Below are 18,435 nucleotides of genomic sequence, written 5' to 3' on the forward strand. Positions count from 1 at the left end.
TGCCTCTTAGGGTAATACTGGAACTGACACATACATGCAATTGAACAGTTTGAAATGTGCAAATGGGAATTATGCACCCGCTGGTGGCAGGTTTCCACTGGCAACATCCTGAATGAGGCGGATATGTTTTGGCAGCAGGTTTTTGAGAGCATACTGGCGCATTACAGTTTGGCGAGCGTTTTTGCGAACGTCTGCAAGTTGATCCCGATTATCCAGCACATGGGCAATCCGATCGGCAAAAGCTTCATGGTCAAAAAAATCAGCGAGAAAGCCATTTTCACTATCCGTTATGACTTCGCGGACGGGCGCAGTGTCTGATGCAACCACGAGTGCCCCACAGGACAAGCTTTCAATTAGGGACCAAGAGAGGACAAATGGGACCGTTAGGTAGGCTTGCACCGTTGAGGCCTGCAGGACTTTGACATAATCGCTGTAGGGTAAAAGGCCGGTAAAGTGCAGCCGGTTTTCATCAAACTCAAGTTCGCCAAGCATTCTCTTTTTCCAGCTATCCCCTTTTGGAAGTCGTTTTCCATAAGCCACTCTGTCTTCACCAACCACCACTATGTGAAGACCCGGACGGTCTTTTTGCAGTCGGGCAGCAGCCTCATAAACTCCGGAAACCCGCGGTAGGGTTCCATACCACGCGTAGCTAGGTCAAGATTTCATCTGCATCTGACAGGTCCAGATTTTTAATTTTGAGTTTCGACTTGTGAGCAGGTTTAAAAAAATCCGTATCTACACCATCATGCATGACAGAGAGTTTCGGTTTGAAAATTTCAGGAAACTGGGACTGCTGAAAACTGGTTGGGACCTGTCCCCAGTCACAATGAGCCAGATCCATCAGAACTGGTAGGTTTTTGGTCCGAATGCGTGATTGATCGTCAAAGGAAATGTTGGAATCTTTTAGGAAATTGGCGTCAGATCCGAGAGCGTGATAATACCATTCAAAATAGCTGAGCAGTTTCGTGTCGGGAAACAGGTCTTTAACGTATAGTGACGGACCCCACCCGGAATGGGCGCAGACAATATCAGGCTGAAAGCCTTTTTTCTTCAACTCCAGACAGGCCTTGAACAAGGATTGCCCATTAATAATCGCTGACTCAGTAGAGCGCAGGTAATGATGGGTTTCTTTGCGTGGCTCACGATGAGGCTTATAGAGCAGGTTACTAACGCCCGGAATTTTTTCCACAGCCCGGTGAGATGCGAATACTACAGTGTTGTTTTTATTTTGTGCCAGTTTTCGAGCTACATGGCGATATTGGGCTGGAAAATTGTTGTGTAAGAACAGTACTCGCATTCGCGACCCCCTACTGTGCTGTGCGATGTCTTTGAAGCCTATTTAAGCAGCAAAACTTAACCGAACCCTAAAGAGAAGTTTGGAAAGTTGGTTAATTCGTCATTTTATGAAAAGTGATTCGGAATTTTAGCCAAAATACCCGTACCTCATTTGAGTGATAGACAATTCTTTTTAACAGAAAATTAACCTTAACGAAAATTAACCGTGATTTTTCTTATGCCTACTAGGGAAGGGAGAAAATGACGGTACAGCAATAAGTTACTGTTTTGTATAAAATTTTACTAAAAAAGAGAGAAAATTTCGAACTTGCAGCAGATATGAAAAAGCACATACTGGCGCCAATTGCGGTGCCGATCAAAAACTGACTAACGGTAACAGATCGGGACTGGCAGCTTAAGAGGTTAAACCATGAATAGCGTATTTAAGTTGATTATTGGCGTGTTTGTTCTGACCGTGATTGGTGCGCAGTCAGCAAGTTCAGCCACTTTTAACCTTGATTTTAATGAACCACTGACGATTACCCCCCTGTTGAGTGCCAGTTCAACGTCAGGAACGGTTCATGAAGGTCTGACATCTTCAGACAGCACGAGTTATATGTACAAGTCACCGTTTGAAGGGACAACGACCCCTGCTGAAGCGTTTACGTCGGTTCAGGCTAGATCTGAAGCGTCTTACAAGTTCAGCGATGCGGTCACACAGGTTAGTTTCCTGTGGGGTTCAGTTGATTTTTTCAACACGGTTGTGTTCAAGAATAACGGAACCATTGTTGATTACTTGAGCGGTCAAACCGTAATTGATGCAGGTGCTGTGTCCGGCGAAGAATTTGTACAGATTTCAATTTTGGCTTTAGCGGCTTTTGATGAAATCATATTCCGGTCTTCTCAAAATGCATTTGAGTTTGCCAATCTGAGCATTTCGGCGGTACCCCTGCCAGCAGCGCTCCCACTATATGCTGCCGGTGTTGTTCTGCTTGCTTTGATTGGGCGTAAGCGTAGCGTAAAAGGGTCAAGCTAACCCGAGTAAAGAGTAGCGTATTCGTTTATAATTAGAGTAAGCAGTAGCGTAACCAGTAGAGTAGATTTGCGTATGTCGTAGAGTATCCAAGATTACGATTATCAAGCAGATTTTGGGCGGCCTTTTAAGGTCGCCTTTATTTTTGTGCTTAGCTGATGGAATTTAGATTAACTGGTTACCTTTACGGCCTTTTCCGTCTCTTTTCTGGGCTGGTCCTTAGGAGCACGGTCTTTTCGGGGATCAATGGAGTCAAATCCGTCAAAAGGTTGCTCAAGCCGGGCCCTGCTCATTTCGACATAGTCCGGGTTAATATCGATCCCAATGCTGCGACGTCCCAACACTTTTGCAACTCGGGTAGTTGTTCCGCTTCCGACAAAAGGATCCAGTATCAACTCCCCCGGATTGGAGGCAGCAGCGATGATCCTCTCGATCAGGGCTTCTGGTTTCTGGGTTGGGTGAGGCTGACGTTCAGCTGCGCAGTAGTGAACGTGGCTAAATTGCCAGACATCTCCTGGATTAGCCCCAGACATGTTGTTGCGCTTGCGATAATATTTTTGCGGAATTCGAACATCATCCAGATTAAAGGTCGCATTCTCTCCTTTGGAAAACCACAGTATGTCTTCATGGCGGGGGGAAAATCCGCGTTTGCGTCCCATTCCTTGCGTGTAATGCCACGTAATCCATCCTTGGGGGAGCATATCCAGCTCTTCTTCCAACATGACATAAAGGCGGGCTATATACTTCACGCCCATGAAGCAAAACAGGGATCCATCAGGCTTCAGTACCCTTTTGGCCTGCTCCAGCCATTGGCGGGTAAAATTGTGATAGTCTGTCCTTTCCTTCTGGTCGATATTATTACCGTAGTTTTTGCCAAGATTATAAGGTGGATCAGCAATTATCAGATCCACGCTTTCATCATCAATGGCTTTCAGATGCTCAAGTGCATCGCCACAGAGAAGAATATGTTCGTCATAATCCTGCATTTACTGGGGGGATCTTTTGGCCATGATCCGCTGCAGGGTTCTGCGGTGCATATTCAATCGGCGCGCGGTTTCTGACATGTTGCGATCGCAAAGCTCATATACTCGTTGGATATGCTCCCATCGAACCCGATCCGCAGACATGGGATTTTCTGGTGGTTCAGGTTTTTCTCCCTCGCGGGCATAGAGCGCATTGATGATATCATCCACATTTGCGGGTTTTGCCAGATAATCAATGGCACCGGCCTTCACAGCGGCGACAGCAGAAGCGATGTTTCCATAACCGGTGAGCATGACGATGCGTGCCGCGGGGCTGGCATTTCTGATGGCTTCTACCACTTCGAGGCCACTGCCATCTTCAAGGCGCAAATCCACCACCGCAAACTGGGGATTACAGGTTGCGGCAAGTTTAACACCTTCAGCGACACTATTCGCCAATGTAGGAGTAAATCCATTTTTTTCCATGGAACGACCTAGCCGGTTCAGGAAGATCTGATCGTCATCCACTATTAAAAGGCGTTTTTCATCCATCACGCGTTTTCCACTCATCCATCCGTTTTCAGAGTCTACAGGTAGGGGTCTGCCTTTTCAAGCTGGCTGCGAGGCCATTCCACCGCCACTCGAGCACCACCATCGAGCTGATTTCCGAGGGAGAGATGACCCCCGGTATGCTTGATCAGCATATCAGCGATAAAAACTCCCAGGCCCATACCCCCCTTGCCTGCACGGCTTGACGTATAGGGCTCCCCCAATCGGTCAAGTATTTCGTCACTAAAACCAGGGCCGTCATCCTGAATAATGATTTCTACCCGGCGTTCTGACCAATTCAGTGTAATATCCACAGCTTGCTTGCAGAATTCACCCGCATTGCTCACCAGGTTGCCGAGCCCATAGAGGAGTTCAGGAGTTGCAAACAGGCTGGGCTGCGTTTTGGGATCCCCAACGTTATGAATTCTGAAGGTTGCGTGAGGAGCAGACTGTTTTTCAACAACCAATTCCATCAGGCTTTGCAGTGGCAGATAATTATGATGGGCGTCATTTTGCAAAAATCGGCTGGTATCTGGTTTAGTGGAGAGTTGTTCCAGCACCTCTCTGCATTTACGGGCCTGATCATACAGGAGGCGAGCATCTTCTGCATGGTCACTTCCTTCAGTGAATTCTTTGGACAATTCTTCGGATACAAGAAGAATGGTATTAAGCGGTGTTCCCAGTTCATGGGCTGCGGCTGCAGCGATCCCGCCTATAGCTGAGAGTTGCTGTTCTCTTGCGAGGGCAAATCTTGCAGCGGTAAGAGCTTCGGTCATTCGCTGACTATCCTTGGAAATACGCCATGCATAAATGGACAGAAACACCGTTCCCAATACAAGGGCGGACCAGATCGCGAATATATAGGTGTTCGAGAGGCGGATCTCACCTTCTGGCAGTGGAAGCGGTTCATGAACAAGCGCCAGCATAGTTACTGCTATGATGGTTGTTAAACCCAGAAAAACGGTCCCCTTCAAGGAGAGGTTTGTCGCGGAAATTGTGACAGGAACCAGAAACAGGAGTGAAAACGGGTTGGTTAGTCCGCCGGTCAGATACAATAAACCCGTAAGCTGCAATGCATCGTAAAACAGATATAAAATTGCTCCTCGGTCCGAGAGGCGTGTCGCAGGGCGGGAGCTCAAAGTGACCAGAATATTGAGAAGGGCGCTGGAACTTACCAGCAGGACCGCGGGAACAATTGGCAGTTCATACCCTAAAAATACGTGAACAAGAAGAAGGGCAAATGCCTGCCCCAACACAGCAAGCCAGCGAATATAGACCAATGACTGAAGACGTACACCGCGTGATGCGTTCAGGATGTTTGTATCAGATGCGCCCTGATCCGCGAGAGTTGCTGCAACCATTACCCTAACATAGCCAAGCCCTGATCGTCAGTTCAGTTTCCGGCTTTCTCCAATACTCATTATCCAGATATTTTCCGGATCATATCCTTCTTTGGTAGCTGCTTGCAAGAAGCGTCCGGGAGGTTCAAACAAAGGCTCATCCGTAAGCCGGACCGTTCCCCAGTGCATACCGACAATCGTTTTAGCTTTGACATCCTGAGCGATTTTTACGGCTTCTTCGGGGGTTGTGTGGTGCGCCTTCATGATAGCCCTCGGCTCATAAGCACCAATACCGACCAATGTATAGTCAAAAGGCCCTTCAAGTTTGCCTATTTCTTTAAAGAGTGGGCCGTAGCCGGTGTCACCGGTGAAATAAATACTCGTAGCATCATGTTTGAAGGCAAAAGATGCCCACAATGTCTTGTTGCGGTCAAAAGGTGTTCTTTTTGACCAGTGTTGTGAAGGTAGGGCCGTAATTTGAATGTCATTTTCTTCAAATCGGTCCCACCAGTCCATTTCGATAACGCGGGAAAAACCTCGCTTTTTGAAATAATTACCCAGACGCAGAGGAACAATGACAGTAATATCGGATTTACCCTGTATTGCGCGTATAGTGCGCGCATCAAGATGATCATAGTGGTTATGTGACAGGACAAGATAATCCAGAGGTGGTAAGTCAGACAGGCGTATGCAGGATCGACAAATCGCTTGGGCCCGGCAAATGGAAAAGGGGATGCGTAAGGCGAAAGATAAGGATCTGTCAGGATTGTCTTTCCATTAATGCGCAGTAAAAAGCAGGCCTGCCCCAGCCATGTGGCACAATCTGTCTCAGAAGCATGAAACGCACGCATTTTCGCAGCGGCATCATCAGGATTTAGGACGTGACCATCGGGAATAGTAATCCGTTCCCTGCTATAGCCGATCATGCGCCAGATAAATGACAAATATGTTTTTCGGGAGGGTTTAGTAATCTCAGGGTTGGGCAGGTTTGAAAATCGCTTCCCATTAAAGGGTGCTTTCGTTTGAGCGGTTTCAGTGTGATGCCGTGTACTTTTTTTAAGCACAGATATGCTTCCTTTCGCCCTTTTTCCCAAAGGGGCAGTTTCACTTCTTAATTACGTCACATTTATGAGTTTGATAGAGAAAAGCAACGATAAACGTGTATTTGAGGCCCGATAGATGGAATTGTTTAATGTACAATGACGTTAAACTCGGGCAATAATTCGCGTCATGTGAGTTCAGGCAATTTCTTTTGACAACTCCTTCAGGGGGATAAAATGCTTTTAAAATGGGTACAGGCGTTTAAAAAATATGTAGTCGGCGGGTTTGCGGGTCTGTTGATCCTGCTACCTTTTGGCCACGCAGTTGCCAGTAGCGAACAACAGCAGCTGGTGGACAAGGCAAAGTTGACGGTGGAAGCGCTGCAAAACCAGTCCGAAATGGAACAGTTTCGCAAATTGCTGGCTGTTTCAAAAGGCGTAGTGATTTTCCCGCAGTTTTTGAAGGCGGGCTTTATTGTGGGTGGTGCCGGCGGTACAGGTGTTCTGCTGGCCCGCAATAAAGAAGGTAGCTGGAGTTCACCGGCCTTTTATACGATGGGTCAGGCGAGCGTTGGGCTGCAGATTGGTGCCGAGGCGAAGGAACTTGTCTTGCTTATCATGACTGACAAAGGCATGGACGCCATTATCAAAAATCAGGTGAAGCTCGGGGGTGACCTTAGCGCCGCGGTTGGGCCGGTTGGCAAAAATATCGGTGCATCCAGCACAACAAACATGGATGTGGACGTATTTTCCTTTGCCAAAACTGCTGGGCTGTTCATTGGCGCTTCAGTAGAGGGCTCATTACTGGATGCGAAAGATGACTGGCAGGAAGCTTATTATGGCAAGCCGGTAACCGCACGGAATATCGTTATTCTCAGAAGCGTTGATAGCCCCGCTGCAAGCGCACTTAAAAATGCATTGAAAGCAGCAGAGGCTCCTTAAAGTAGATTATTGGGGAAGCGCCAGAAGTTTTTCGACTGAACGGTTGCGATTTTCCCTTGCATGATCCAGAGCTGTCCGGCCGGTAAAGTCGGTCAGCTCCTTATCCGCATTAAACTGAAGAAGTAATTTCGCAACATCAAGATGTCCCTCCTGAGCGGCCTTAATCAGCGGGGATTCCCCTTTGTTATTCACGTCATTAACATTCGCTCCGGCCTGCAGGAGTATTTCCACAATTTCGGGATGATTTTGCGAGACTGCATACATCAGTGTTGAATTTCCCAGCCTGTCAGTAAGATTTACATTCGCCTTGTTTCGAATGAGAACTTCAACCACGCTGGTGGAGCCAGCTTCGGCTGCACGGCTAATCAGCGGGACTTTGGAGCTGTCACGGATATTCACATTTTCCCGTTTTAACAGATAGGCTTCAACATTTTCGGAATTGTTTTGCGCTGCAGCGTCGAAAACTTCATGCTCACCGAACAAAGAGGCAGCCTGTATATTGAAGCTTATCAATAACAGAAGCGCGAAAGTGGCTGAAAACCTAATCATTGTGGACCCTTCTTATGAAAATTTTAAGAGAGTTTAGCAGTATACTGTTCGCGGTGGCAAACGTCATTAACCTTAGTGGCTGATTCGAGTTATGTTGCAACGCAGCGAAATTCGGAGTATTATAACACCAATTAGTAATTTGTCTTTGTCAGTAGGATCGGAATATTTTGATGCTGTATCAGTTCAACGAGTTACAACGACTGGCTCTCACACCCGTTCGAATGGCTGCTCAACTGCAGTCACAGATCCTGCGAAGTCCGTTCAACCCCCTGTCAGAGACTCCTCAGGCTAGAACACTTGCTGCGGCTTATGAATTGTTCTCTGAAACCACTCAATATCACGGGAAACCGGCATTTGGTTTGTATGAGACGGTTATTGATGGAAAGTCTGTTCCGGTTGCGGAACAAATAGTTCTTCGTTTGCCATTTGGTCAACTGAAGCGCTTCAACCGCGAAACAAAGAGGAAAGATCCCAAAATTCTCATGGTTGCACCGATGTCTGGACATTTTGCAACCTTGCTCAGGGGCACAGTGGAGGCGATGATGCCCGAGCATGATGTTTATATCACAGATTGGCGGGATGCGTCTTCGGTACCCTTGAGCGAAGGCCGTTTTGATCTGGATGATTATATCGACTATTTGCGGAAATTCATGGAGTATCTGGGCCCCGATACCCATGTGATGGCCGTTTGCCAGCCGGGAGTTCCGGTCTTGGCGGCGATTGCATTGATGTCGGAAGACAAAGACCCCAACACACCAAAATCAATGACCTTGATGGGCAGTCCCATTGATACGCGCCGGCATCCGACAGTGCCTTGTAAACTGGCCATGGATCATTCGCTCGACTGGTTTGAGCGGACGGTTATCTATCATGTTCCCGTTGGCTATCCAGGTGCGTTTCGCAGGGTATATCCCGGCTTTTTACAATTGGGTGGTTTTGTCTCCATGAATTTGGAGCGGCACATGGACGCCCATTTGCAGCAGTTTAATCACCTGATAGAAGGGGATGGCGACAGCGCAGAAAAGCACCGGGAATTTTATTCCGAATATAATGCTGTTATGGATCTGACAGCGGAATACTACCTGCAAACCATCGAAACAGTGTTTCAAAAACAATCCCTTGCCAAGGGCGAAATGATGTATCGAGGCACACGTCTTGTAGATACGGGTGCCATTGAAAAAACGGCTCTGATGACGGTTGAAGGTGAATTGGATGATATATCCGGTATTGGTCAGACTGTAGCGGCACATGATTTGTGTGTGAATTTGCCCGATAGCATGAAGACTCATTATGAGCAAAAGGGTGTCGGTCATTACGGCGTGTTTAACGGATCCAGATTTCGTAAGCATATTGCACCGCGCATTGGCAAATTCATAAAAAAACATAATAATTAGCCCCTGTTCGTCAGGAGCCTGAATATTGTGAATGAAAAGCCTTTTTGGGAGACAACCCCACTGGATGAGATGACCCTTGAGCAGTGGGAGTCCTTGTGTGATGGATGTGCGAAATGCTGCCTTTTAAAGCTGGAAGATGAGGATACAGGTGAAATCGCCTATACGGATGTAGCTTGCAGGCAATTGGATATTGGTAATTGTCGATGCGCAAATTATGAGCAGCGGGCCATTCTGGTACCAGATTGTGTAACCATGACCCCGAAAATTGTTCCGCAACTGGGATGGATGCCAAAAACCTGTGCCTATCGCCGTTTGTCAGAGGGTAAGCCACTTCCCTGGTGGCATCCATTGGTCTCAGGCTCTTCAGAAACGGTTCATGAAGCAGGTATATCGGCTCGAGGGAGAGTGGTATCCGAGCGCAAAGCTGGTGATCTGGAAGACCATATTGTGGACTGGCCGGAGGAGGATTTTTCCTGAAATTTGGACGATTGAGACAACCTGCCATAGAACGGTCGGAAAAAGAGCAGCTTCGTCTACCGATATCAGGCCGAATTGTTCCTTTGCAATTTACGCCGTCATCCCGAGGTAAGCGCCTGAAGTTGAAAGTTCGCGCATCTGGCTTGGTTGAAGTCTCTCTTCCAAAGCGTGTAACGATGGAGGCCGCGCGGAAATTTGTTCGCTCTGAACTGAATTGGATTGAAGGGGTTTTTGAAAATATTGAACCACCTGTCAAATTCGAAGAAGGCGCGGTTGTTCCAATTCGCGGAAAAGACCATCGGATCTGTCATCAGGCGCAGAGTGGAGCACCGGTTTCAATCGAAACGGGGGTGATTTTTGTATCTGGCGGCAAAGAGCATCTAGCACGGCGCTTGACTGACTGGTTAAAGAAAAACGCCCGATCCCGAATTTCTGAGCGAGCTGAGTATTATGCTGCCAAAGCAGGTGTTCGCTATGGTCGTATCACGATTAGAGATCAGAAAAGTAGGTGGGGCAGCTGCTCATCAACTGGGAACTTGAACTTTTCCTGGCGACTGTATCTCATGCCCGATAAGGCGCTGGATTATGTTGTTGCGCATGAGATAGCTCACATAAGACATATGAATCACAGTCCTGAATTTTGGGCGCTAGTTGCTCGGATTTGTCCTCACATGGATGAAAGTCGGCGCTGGATGAAGAAAAATGCCGGTAGATTCCATAAATATAATGCAACTACTTAGCGTAAAGTGTATAACTATGTTCTTGATTAAAGAACATGAGATTTATGGGACTTATTTCAAAAAGCAGCATTTTCTTGACATGGTTTCTGGCAATGTCCGTCGCCCTTGGGCCGCTTGCAACGGATATGTACCTGCCTGCCTTCCCTTTGATCGGAGAAATTTTTGATGTCAATGCTTCTGTTGTTCAGTGGACACTTAGTATTTTTGTAATCGGGATTGCGGTGTTTCAGCTTGTTATCGGTCCAATTTCGGACAGATTTGGACGCAAAAATGTATTGATTGCAGGACTGTTTATTTTCTCAGTATCCAGTCTTTTCGCGGCTCAGGCCAGTAGCATGACAGAGCTGATCATCGCGCGATTTCTACAAAGTATTGGTGTGTGTGTGGCTGTGGTCGTTCCCAGAGCATGATCCGGGATTTGTTTGAAAGGGAAATGTCCGCGCGGAAGTTGTCGCGTATGGGAACGATAATGGGTATTGCTCCTGCGATTGCACCGGTTCTGGGTGGGTATCTAACCGTTCACTATGGTTGGTATGCAGTATTTTTGTTCCTGTTTGGATATGGAATCCTGGCAATGGTGTTGACGACAGTTTTCTTACAGGAAAGTCTGGATCAAAAAGACAAGCATGCGACCCGCCCGTTGCAGGTGTTATCGAATTACCGGGAGTTGCTGAGCTCGCTACTTATTTGCAGTATGCCTGTACCGGAGCGTTTTGCTTCGCAGGTTTCTTCGCCTATATTTCGGCATCTTCATATGTGTTGATTAATCTGATGCAGGTGCCGGTTAGTCAATTTGGTTACTATTTTGGTGCTGTTGTGCTGGGTTATATCAGCGGCACGTTATTGGGACCCCGGCTTCTTCGGCTTAAGGGGCTTGATCAGGCGCTGAGGCTTGGAACCCTCTTGTCCCTGTTAGGTGGAATAACTGTTCTTGGGGTCGCCATTAACGGTGTTTTGAACCCTTTTCTGATTTGCCTGCCAATGTTCGTCTACAATATTGGGGTGGGAATAATTGTTCCGCAAAGCCAAGCGGCATCCATGCACCCCTTTCCTGAAAAAGCCGGGGCTGCTTCCGCTTTAAACGGTTTTCTCATGCTAGGTTTTTCTGCAATTATAGGACTGCTGGTCGCAAAATTCTATTCCGGTAGCGCTCTTCCCATGGGTATCGCAGTATTTTGTATGGGGACGGTTTCCTTCGTGATCTGCCGGTTGAAAGTGAAAGCGATTGAGGTGGTCAAACAAGCCTGAATTTTATCTCTTTCCGTTAGGTCAATCTTGTCAGCCGGTGTGAAATGCACCAAGCTACAGATCCAATAAATTAAGGATCTGTTATGACAACTGCCCGACACCCCATGAGTGAAATGCCAACTCATTCGGTTGAAAATCAACCTGATATGATGGCTGACATAAATTATGCGCAAATTGATCCTGCATTTCTTGAAATGATACAGCGTGAAGGGGCTAGTTGGGCAAGCGATCATATTCAAGGTTTTGGCAAAGTAATAGGTTCTGCAACGGTTCGGGATCTGGCGCGGCAAGCGGATCAGAAACCACCGGAAATTCGACCATTTGATCCATATGGCAGGCGGTTGAATGAAGTTGAATTTCATCCGGCTTATCACCAGCTGATGAAACTTGCCATGAAGGCGGGAGTCCATAATTTTGCCTGGCGCCATGAAGGTAAAAGTGGCGCTCACGCAGCGCAGATTGCCCTTGCTTATTTGTTTAATCAGACAGAGGGCGGAGTGTCCTGCCCTATGGCGATGACTTACGCAGTCTATCCTGCTTTGCAAACACAAAAAGATGTGTTTGACCCAATCAAAGACCTGCTTCTGTCTGCTGAGTATGACGAGAGGTCAATTCCTGTCCATGAAAAGACAGCCATGACGATGGGAATGTTTATGACAGAAAAACAAGGAGGATCGGATGTGCGTGCCAATACAACACGCGCTGTTCCAGCGGGTGACAAGAGCGGACCCGGTTCGGAATATCTGATAAATGGGCATAAGTGGTTCTGCTCAGCCCCTATGTCCGATGCATTTTTGGTTCTGGCGCAAGCAGAAAAGGGGATAAGCTGTTTTTATTTGCCGCGCTGGAAGGCCGATGGAAGTCGCAACAATCTGTTTATACAACGTCTGAAGGACAAGGTTGGAAATAAATCGAATGCCTCCAGCGAAATGGAGTTTGTTGATTGCCATGCCGTAATGGTTGGTGAAGAAGGCAGAGGCATACCCACAATCATAGAAATGGTTCAGCATACCAGGTTGTTTTGTATCATGGGCTCGGCGGCGATTATGCGGGCTGGGTTGGTGCACGCACTATATCATGTATCTCACAGGCGGGCATTTCAAAGAAGGTTGATTGATCAACCGCTTATGAGAGTACTTCTTGCTGATTTGGCAATGGAAAGTGAAGCGGCAGCGCAGGTTATGATGCGAGTCGCCGGAAGCTTTGACAGAGCCGCAAAGGATCCTTTGGAGGATGCGTATAAGCGTATTGTAACGGCAATTGGGAAATACTGGATATGCAAACGTGCACCCAATTTTTCTTATGAAGTCATGGAATGCCATGGTGGAATGGGATATGTGGAGGAAAATCCGCTTGGACGTTTATACCGGGAAAGTCCGGTAAACAGTATTTGGGAAGGTTCAGGTAATGTTATGTGCCTTGACGTTTTGAGAGCCATTGCCAGAGAGGGTGATGCATTTAAAAGGCTTTTAAATGATCTAGCAGAAGATTGCGGTTGGCACAAAGATTATGATCAGTCCCTTGATCGGGTGGTTACAGCTTTTGAAACGGGTCAACTCAGTGAGGCGCGGGCACGCTGGCTTACAGAGCAATTGGCTAAACTGATACAAACATCTTTGATGTATCGGCACGCCCCTGAAAATATTGCTCGCTGTTTTGCAGATACCCGACTAGGAGCCGAAGGGGGACATGTCTACGGATCACTATCCGAAGATGCACCGATCGATGACATACTTGAGCGGGCTGGTCTGTCCTACATTGGTTCGTAACATCAAGGCTTGGTATCTTCATCATAGTAGGTATCGGGTTTTTGCGTGCCCGTTGGATTTTCTTTTTTCGAAGCAGAACTTGTCGAAGGACCAGAACTGAATGTTTTCACAATTCTGTCCCATATACTTTGGGCCGTCTCACTTAAGGCTCATCGACTTTGGCAAATGTGGGCTGGTTACCATTGCCTAATGAGCCCTTCATGAAATCTTTCCAGGCATATGCGGGAAGATTACTGCCGGTTACCCGTTTTGTAGGGCTTCCATTATCGTTTCCGAACCAGACCCCAGCGACCAATCTGGGTGTAAAGCCGATAAACCAGGCATCTCTGTAATCCTGCGTCGTGCCAGTTTTACCTGCTGCGGCAAATCCGGGATACGCAGCGCGGCCAGTTCCTTCGAGCAGCGCCGTGTTCATAATATCCCGTAGGTTATTGACGGTAGAGCCGTTAAGCAAACGACGGCTAGTGGTTGCGGTTCTTTTGTACAGCAGTTCTCCCCTTTTATTGCGGATTTCCTTAACCGCGTAGGGGAGAACAGAATAGCCACCATTAGCGATACTTGCATAGGCCGCACTCATCTCAAGCAGGGTAACTTCTGAAGTGCCCAGCGAGATTGATGGATGTGTTGGCATATCGCCGCCTAACCCCAGTTTTGCAGCCATATGTGCGACACGGCTACGCCCGACACTTTCACTCAATCGAATAGCAACGGTATTAATAGATTTGGCATAAGCTTGTCTTAGCGTCATGTTCCCCAGAAATTTGCGAGTATAGTTTTCTGGCGTCCAGCCATTGATATTAATGGGAGCATCCAGAAAGACATCATCGGGTTCATACCCATTTTCAAATCCGGCGGCATAAACAACAGTTTTAAAGACCGAGCCTGGCTGGCGTTGGGCGGAGGTTGCCCGATTGAAAGACGATTTACTGTAGCTGCGCCCACCGACCATAGCCTTAACTTCACCGTCCGGAGTCATGGCGACAAGCGCCGCTTGTTCCACGCCAAACTTTTTACCATTTTTCGCAAGCTGCTTTTCAATGGTTTTTTCGGCTTGTGTCTGTAGGTTCAGGTCAAGACTTGTAATGACTTCAAGGTCTTCTTCAGTACGTCCCACATAAGAGCGAACTTCATTTACGACCCAGTCGGAAAAGTAGCGTACATTCTTGAAATTACTGCCTGCATGTTGGAGTTTGGCGGGGTTTTTCACCAGTTTGTCAGCTTGTTCTTTTGTAATGTAGCCAACTTCCTGCATGCGCCGGATCACAACGGTGGACCGCTGCTGAGATCGTTTGAGGTTAACAGTTGGTGCATAGTAGGTTGGTGCCTTCAGAAGACCAGCCAGCATCGCTGCCTCAGAAATTGTTAAATCTCTGATATCTTTGGTAAAATATTTTTTTGTCGCCGCGTCAATGCCATATGTTCCTGACCCGAAATAAACTCGATTTAGATAGAGCGCTAGAATTTCTTCTTTGGTGTAATTGGCTTCCAGCCAAAAAGCCAAAAGGACTTCACGAATTTTTCTGCCAATGCTTCGCTCTGGTGTAAGGAACAGGTTTTTTGCAAGCTGCTGCGTAATGGTGCTTCCCCCCTCCACCACGCGCCCTGCCTGATAATTACGCCATAAAGCCCGTATAAGGCTGACCGGGTTAATGCCAAAATGGGAATAGAAATGGGCATCTTCCGTCGCCAGAACGGCTTCTTTCATGACGGTTGGGATTTGCTTTGGTGTAAGCATTCGGCCGTAGAGATCGCCATAGGTTGCAAATTGCTGACCATCATCTGAACGCAGAGACAAAGAGGGTCGTTTTTCAATGACATCTATTCCCGAGATACTGGGCAAGGTATAGGCGAAATAGCCCATAATGATCCCGGTGATGAGAATTCCCCATAACATTAAAGTCCCACCCCAGTTCAGGGCGAGAGTGAGCAAACCTTTGCGTTGAGGGGAAGAGCTCTCTTTTGCCGGTTTTCGCGTCGATGCTTTTTGGGGGGCGGTTTTGCCTTTGCGGTTCGTTCTGCTTGGAGGCTTGCGCTGTTCGTAGTTCGGCTTTCGCGAGTTGGCGGGAGCGATTTACCTTTTGCTGAAGCTTTTTTCATAGATGAGATGCAGATACCTGATTTTGCAATGAACTAGAGCTCAAACCCTGATCCATATTTACGGCAAAAATAAGTTGTTTTGGGCCATCTGCAAGCAGAAACTGTGATCGTCAGTTGATATTCGCTACATATTTGACAGAGCCAGATTTTTTGCCGGTACAGATTTCATCTGTCCGATTAATCTTTTCTGCGACTTTTTCACCACTGAAAATCTGAGTGTTCAAGACAACACGGGCGCAGCTGAAATCTTCGCCCGTGCGTTTGTCTTTGCGGGAGGGAATGAATTTTACAGCCTTACCCACCACATGTATGGATTTGTCCAGAGTAATATCTGTAACGACCATACGAAGGCTGCGTTCATGAATGTCTTCAACAATTTTCCGCATCATATATTCAGCGTCACTTTTCGCCTCGTTGGAAACTTTCCCGGCGGCAACAGCCGATCCGGCCAGCAAAGACGCAGCCAACACGCTAGATGTAAATGTTGAAAACTTCATGGGGCATCCGTTCTTTAAAAAACATCAAGATATGAAGGTAATAGTGAAAAAACCGTTAGTAAACCAAATTAAGCATCCAAAACCCGGACTTTCAACGCATTTTGCTGAATAAAATCCCGTCTGGGTTCAACCACATCGCCCATCAGTGTTGAAAAGACTTCATCAGCTTCATCACCGTGATTGACTTTGACCTGCAGCAGTGTTCTTGCTTCAGAATCCAGCGTGGTCTCCCAAAGCTGATCTGGGTTCATTTCACCCAATCCTTTGTATCGCTGCATACTCAGCCTTTTCGGCCAATAGTAAGGACCGCTTCGAGCAATTCTATAGGCGAATTGATTTTTTGCGATTTGTCTTTGCTGCTAAAGCTACATTGCTTGGCGTAAATTTCCTGAAGTTCTTCTTTCATAGCATCGAGGCTTTTGGCCTCGGACGAGTGGATCATGTTACTGTCAATGAGTTGAGCTTCGGTTACACCACGTACCTCACGTGAAAACTTGAGGCTGAAATCAGGCAGAATTTCACCAACCCAGCCACGTTCTGTTTCCGAAGACATGAAATCCAGCCGGTTGGCGACAAATTCAGCGGCTTTTGGGCCCTTTTCTGGATCGCTGAGTATTTCATCATTCAGAGCACCAGCAATCGCCACCTGCTCCAGAATGCCTTTGGTATGCTGGCGTGATATTGAATCGATCAGATCCCGACACTGACGAGCTCTTTCGATTAGCTTCTTAAGATCCTGACCAGAGCGTTGTTCACCATTGGCGAGGGTCAGAATCGCATCTTCGAGCCCCTGTTCAATCAGATAATCTTCCATGGCGGATTCGTCTTTGAGATATACCGAAGATTTGCCGCGCGTCACTTTGTAAAGAGGAGGCTGTGCAATATATAAATAGCCTTTTTCCACAAGTTCCGGCATTTGGCGGTAGAAGAACGTTAGTAACAATGTTCGAATATGTGATCCATCCACATCCGCGTCTGTCATAATGATAATTTTATGATAGCGGGCTTTTTCAATATTAAACTCTTCGGCGCCGATGCCAGTGCCAAGTGCGGTAATGATTGTTCCAATTTCCTGAGAGGAAAGCATTCGGTCAAAGCGAGCCCGCTCCACATTCAGAATTTTACCGCGTAGTGGCAGAACAGCTTGGTTATGGCGGTCCCTACCCTGTTTGGCTGATCCTCCCGCACTGTCACCCTCCACCAGGAAGAGTTCAGAAATGGTTGGGTCCTTCGACTGGCAGTCAGCGAGCTTGCCGGGCAAACTTGAAATGTCCAGAGCTCCCTTCCGACGTGTCAGTTCACGGGCCTTGCGTGCGGCTTCGCGGGCAGCAGCAGCTTCAAAGATTTTCGAAATAATGGCCTGAGCTTCACGCGGGTGTTCTTCAAACCATTGGTCAAGGCCATCATTAACTGTGCTTTCAACAATTGGCCTGACTTCACTGGAGACCAGTTTGTCCTTGGTTTGAGAAGAAAATTTTGGATCTGGTACTTTAACCGAAACAACACAGGTCAGACCTTCACGGGCATCATCACCCGTAATGGACGCTTTTTCCTTTTTCGCAATTCCGGTACTGGCAGCATATTTATTGATGGTTCGGGTCAGCGCCGCGCGAAAACCGGCCAGATGAGTGCCGCCATCACGCTGCGGAATGTTGTTGGTGAAACACAGAACATTTTCATGGTAGCTGTCATTCCATTCCAACGAGACTTCAACGCCAACGCCTTCTTTTTCCGCTGCAAAATTGATTGTGTCTGGAATAAGCGGACTTTTGGAGCGGTCAAGGTATTTGACGAACTCGGAAATACCGCCTTCATAATGCAGATCAGTGGATACTGGCTCGGCAGAGCGAAAATCGTGAATTTGAATGTGGACCCCGGAATTCAGGAATGCCAATTCACGCAGACGATGCTCAAGTGTCGCAAAATCGAACTTGATGTTTGTAAATGTCTCTGCTGATGGGAAAAATGTAACTTCGGTGCCGGTCAAAGGTTCATTTGTACCCTCTTTCATCGGGGCGTCACCAACAACTTTCAGTCGATCCAGCGCTTCACCATGAGAAAAGCTGATTTCATGGAGTTTACCATTCCGCCAGATTTTCATATCCAGTCGAACGGACAAGGCATTTACAACAGATACGCCCACGCCGTGCAGACCGCCTGAGACCTTGTAGGAGTTTGAATCAAATTTACCGCCCGCATGAAGCTGGGTCATGATAACTTCCGCAGCCGATATGCCCTCTTCCTCATGTATATCAACAGGAATTCCGCGTCCATTATCGCGGACAGTAACGGAGCCATCACTATTGAGAGAGACATATACCAGATCACAATAACCGGCCAAGGCTTCGTCAATGGCATTGTCTACAACCTCATAGACCATATGGTGCAAACCAGAGCCATCATCGGTATCTCCGATATACATGCCCGGACGTTTGCGAACCGCATCAAGCCCTTTCAGGACTTTAATGGAATCTGCACCATATTCTTCAGCGGCCATTTGATCTTCACTCATACGTAACTTCC

The 18,435-nt window shown here is 47.3% G+C and carries 16 protein-coding genes and 2 pseudogenes; 9 read left to right on the forward strand and 9 right to left on the reverse strand.

Annotated elements, in window-relative coordinates; translation table 11 throughout:
- Positions 1-69 precede the first annotated feature (69 nt).
- Positions 70-1,297: pseudogene (locus tag JCM23214_RS26435) on the reverse strand (glycosyltransferase family 4 protein).
- 408 nt (positions 1,298-1,705) lie between these two features.
- On the opposite strand from JCM23214_RS26435, the gene JCM23214_RS21960 reads away from it, so the two are divergent.
- Positions 1,706-2,311, forward strand: a complete 606-nt coding sequence (locus JCM23214_RS21960) for a VPLPA-CTERM sorting domain-containing protein (RefSeq protein ID WP_025897399.1) — start codon at positions 1,706-1,708, stop codon at positions 2,309-2,311.
- Between the two features lie 167 nt (positions 2,312-2,478).
- Here the strand turns inward: JCM23214_RS21960 and JCM23214_RS02635 are convergent, their stop codons facing one another.
- The 4 genes from JCM23214_RS02635 to JCM23214_RS25205 are packed head-to-tail and all read right to left on the reverse strand — an operon-like array spanning position 2,479 to position 5,894.
- Positions 2,479-3,294, reverse strand: a complete 816-nt coding sequence (locus JCM23214_RS02635; protein ID WP_025897400.1) for a DNA-methyltransferase — start codon at positions 3,292-3,294, stop codon at positions 2,479-2,481.
- On the reverse strand, positions 3,295-3,840 hold the full coding sequence (locus JCM23214_RS02640; protein WP_025897401.1) for an ActR/PrrA/RegA family redox response regulator transcription factor: 546 nt from the start codon (positions 3,838-3,840) through the stop codon (positions 3,295-3,297).
- A 17-nt stretch (positions 3,841-3,857) separates the two neighbouring features.
- Entirely contained in the window at positions 3,858-5,180 is a 1,323-nt protein-coding gene (locus tag JCM23214_RS02645; RefSeq protein ID WP_025897402.1) for an ActS/PrrB/RegB family redox-sensitive histidine kinase, read from the reverse strand.
- A gap of 27 nt (positions 5,181-5,207) precedes the next feature.
- Positions 5,208-5,894 (reverse strand): MBL fold metallo-hydrolase, encoded by a 687-nt coding sequence (locus JCM23214_RS25205; RefSeq protein WP_148301751.1) that lies wholly within the window; start codon positions 5,892-5,894, stop codon positions 5,208-5,210.
- A 542-nt stretch (positions 5,895-6,436) separates the two neighbouring features.
- On the opposite strand from JCM23214_RS25205, the gene JCM23214_RS02655 reads away from it, so the two are divergent.
- Positions 6,437-7,141, forward strand: coding sequence for a lipid-binding SYLF domain-containing protein (locus tag JCM23214_RS02655; protein ID WP_025897403.1), 705 nt, complete (start codon positions 6,437-6,439; stop codon positions 7,139-7,141).
- A gap of 6 nt (positions 7,142-7,147) precedes the next feature.
- Here JCM23214_RS02655 and JCM23214_RS18770 read toward each other — a convergent pair whose 3' ends face one another.
- Entirely contained in the window at positions 7,148-7,690 is a 543-nt protein-coding gene (locus JCM23214_RS18770) for an ankyrin repeat domain-containing protein (protein ID WP_025897404.1), read from the reverse strand.
- Between the two features lie 170 nt (positions 7,691-7,860).
- Here JCM23214_RS18770 and JCM23214_RS02665 point away from each other — a divergent pair, with 170 nt between their 5' ends.
- The 7 genes from JCM23214_RS02665 (at position 7,861) to JCM23214_RS02685 (ending at position 13,318) form a co-directional block, all read left to right on the forward strand.
- Positions 7,861-9,084, forward strand: coding sequence for a polyhydroxyalkanoate depolymerase (locus JCM23214_RS02665; RefSeq protein ID WP_025897405.1), 1,224 nt, complete (start codon positions 7,861-7,863; stop codon positions 9,082-9,084).
- Between the two features lie 24 nt (positions 9,085-9,108).
- Positions 9,109-9,561 carry a YcgN family cysteine cluster protein gene (locus tag JCM23214_RS02670; RefSeq protein WP_025897406.1) on the forward strand — a complete coding sequence of 151 codons (453 nt, stop codon included), beginning with the start codon at positions 9,109-9,111 and terminating at the stop codon, positions 9,559-9,561.
- Positions 9,562-9,572: 11 nt separating this feature from the next.
- The gene (locus JCM23214_RS02675; protein ID WP_025897407.1) at positions 9,573-10,301 is read left to right on the forward strand and encodes a M48 family metallopeptidase; all 729 of its coding nucleotides are present in this window, start codon (positions 9,573-9,575) and stop codon (positions 10,299-10,301) included.
- 74 nt (positions 10,302-10,375) lie between these two features.
- Positions 10,376-10,711 carry an MFS transporter gene (locus tag JCM23214_RS25800; RefSeq protein WP_159104285.1) on the forward strand — a complete coding sequence of 112 codons (336 nt, stop codon included), beginning with the start codon at positions 10,376-10,378 and terminating at the stop codon, positions 10,709-10,711.
- A gap of 47 nt (positions 10,712-10,758) precedes the next feature.
- On the forward strand, positions 10,759-11,064 hold the full coding sequence (locus tag JCM23214_RS25805; protein WP_267879387.1) for an MFS transporter: 306 nt from the start codon (positions 10,759-10,761) through the stop codon (positions 11,062-11,064).
- Positions 11,058-11,549, forward strand: a complete 492-nt coding sequence (locus tag JCM23214_RS21975) for an MFS transporter (protein WP_051547994.1) — start codon at positions 11,058-11,060, stop codon at positions 11,547-11,549. Before JCM23214_RS25805 ends, JCM23214_RS21975 begins: the two co-directional genes overlap by 7 nt.
- An 83-nt stretch (positions 11,550-11,632) precedes the next feature.
- Positions 11,633-13,318, forward strand: a complete 1,686-nt coding sequence (locus tag JCM23214_RS02685) for an acyl-CoA dehydrogenase family protein (protein ID WP_025897408.1) — start codon at positions 11,633-11,635, stop codon at positions 13,316-13,318.
- A gap of 142 nt (positions 13,319-13,460) precedes the next feature.
- On the opposite strand, the gene JCM23214_RS02690 is transcribed toward JCM23214_RS02685, so the two are convergent.
- From JCM23214_RS02690 to gyrB, 3 genes and pseudogenes are all read right to left on the reverse strand, one after another.
- The gene (locus JCM23214_RS02690) at positions 13,461-15,212 is read right to left on the reverse strand and encodes a transglycosylase domain-containing protein (RefSeq protein WP_025897409.1); all 1,752 of its coding nucleotides are present in this window, start codon (positions 15,210-15,212) and stop codon (positions 13,461-13,463) included.
- 313 nt (positions 15,213-15,525) lie between these two features.
- Positions 15,526-15,912: a hypothetical protein gene (locus tag JCM23214_RS02700; RefSeq protein ID WP_025897410.1), complete on the reverse strand. Its 387-nt coding sequence runs from the start codon at positions 15,910-15,912 to the stop codon at positions 15,526-15,528.
- A gap of 68 nt (positions 15,913-15,980) precedes the next feature.
- Positions 15,981-18,424 (reverse strand): annotated as a pseudogene (gyrB, locus tag JCM23214_RS18780) (DNA topoisomerase (ATP-hydrolyzing) subunit B).
- Positions 18,425-18,435: the final 11 nt, after the last annotated feature.

The sequence above is a fragment of the Sneathiella glossodoripedis JCM 23214 genome, from assembly GCF_000616095.1.
GTDB classification, from domain to species: Bacteria; Pseudomonadota; Alphaproteobacteria; order Sneathiellales; family Sneathiellaceae; genus Sneathiella; species Sneathiella glossodoripedis.

Excerpts from the sequence above, each read along its gene's own strand:
- JCM23214_RS02685 (WP_025897408.1), top strand. The coding sequence starts at position 11,633 with ATGACAACTGCCCGACACCCCATGAGTGAAATGCCAACTCATTCGGTT.
- JCM23214_RS02640 (WP_025897401.1), bottom strand. The coding sequence starts at position 3,840 with ATGAGTGGAAAACGCGTGATGGATGAAAAACGCCTTTTAATAGTGGAT.
- JCM23214_RS02690 (WP_025897409.1), bottom strand. The coding sequence starts at position 15,212 with ATGTTATGGGGAATTCTCATCACCGGGATCATTATGGGCTATTTCGCC.
- JCM23214_RS02700 (WP_025897410.1), bottom strand. The coding sequence starts at position 15,912 with ATGAAGTTTTCAACATTTACATCTAGCGTGTTGGCTGCGTCTTTGCTG.
- JCM23214_RS02665 (WP_025897405.1), top strand. The coding sequence starts at position 7,861 with ATGCTGTATCAGTTCAACGAGTTACAACGACTGGCTCTCACACCCGTT.
- JCM23214_RS02635 (WP_025897400.1), bottom strand. The coding sequence starts at position 3,294 with ATGCAGGATTATGACGAACATATTCTTCTCTGTGGCGATGCACTTGAG.
- JCM23214_RS21960 (WP_025897399.1), top strand. The coding sequence starts at position 1,706 with ATGAATAGCGTATTTAAGTTGATTATTGGCGTGTTTGTTCTGACCGTG.
- JCM23214_RS25805 (WP_267879387.1), top strand. The coding sequence starts at position 10,759 with ATGGGAACGATAATGGGTATTGCTCCTGCGATTGCACCGGTTCTGGGT.
- JCM23214_RS18770 (WP_025897404.1), bottom strand. The coding sequence starts at position 7,690 with ATGATTAGGTTTTCAGCCACTTTCGCGCTTCTGTTATTGATAAGCTTC.
- JCM23214_RS02645 (WP_025897402.1), bottom strand. The coding sequence starts at position 5,180 with ATGGTTGCAGCAACTCTCGCGGATCAGGGCGCATCTGATACAAACATC.
- JCM23214_RS02655 (WP_025897403.1), top strand. The coding sequence starts at position 6,437 with ATGCTTTTAAAATGGGTACAGGCGTTTAAAAAATATGTAGTCGGCGGG.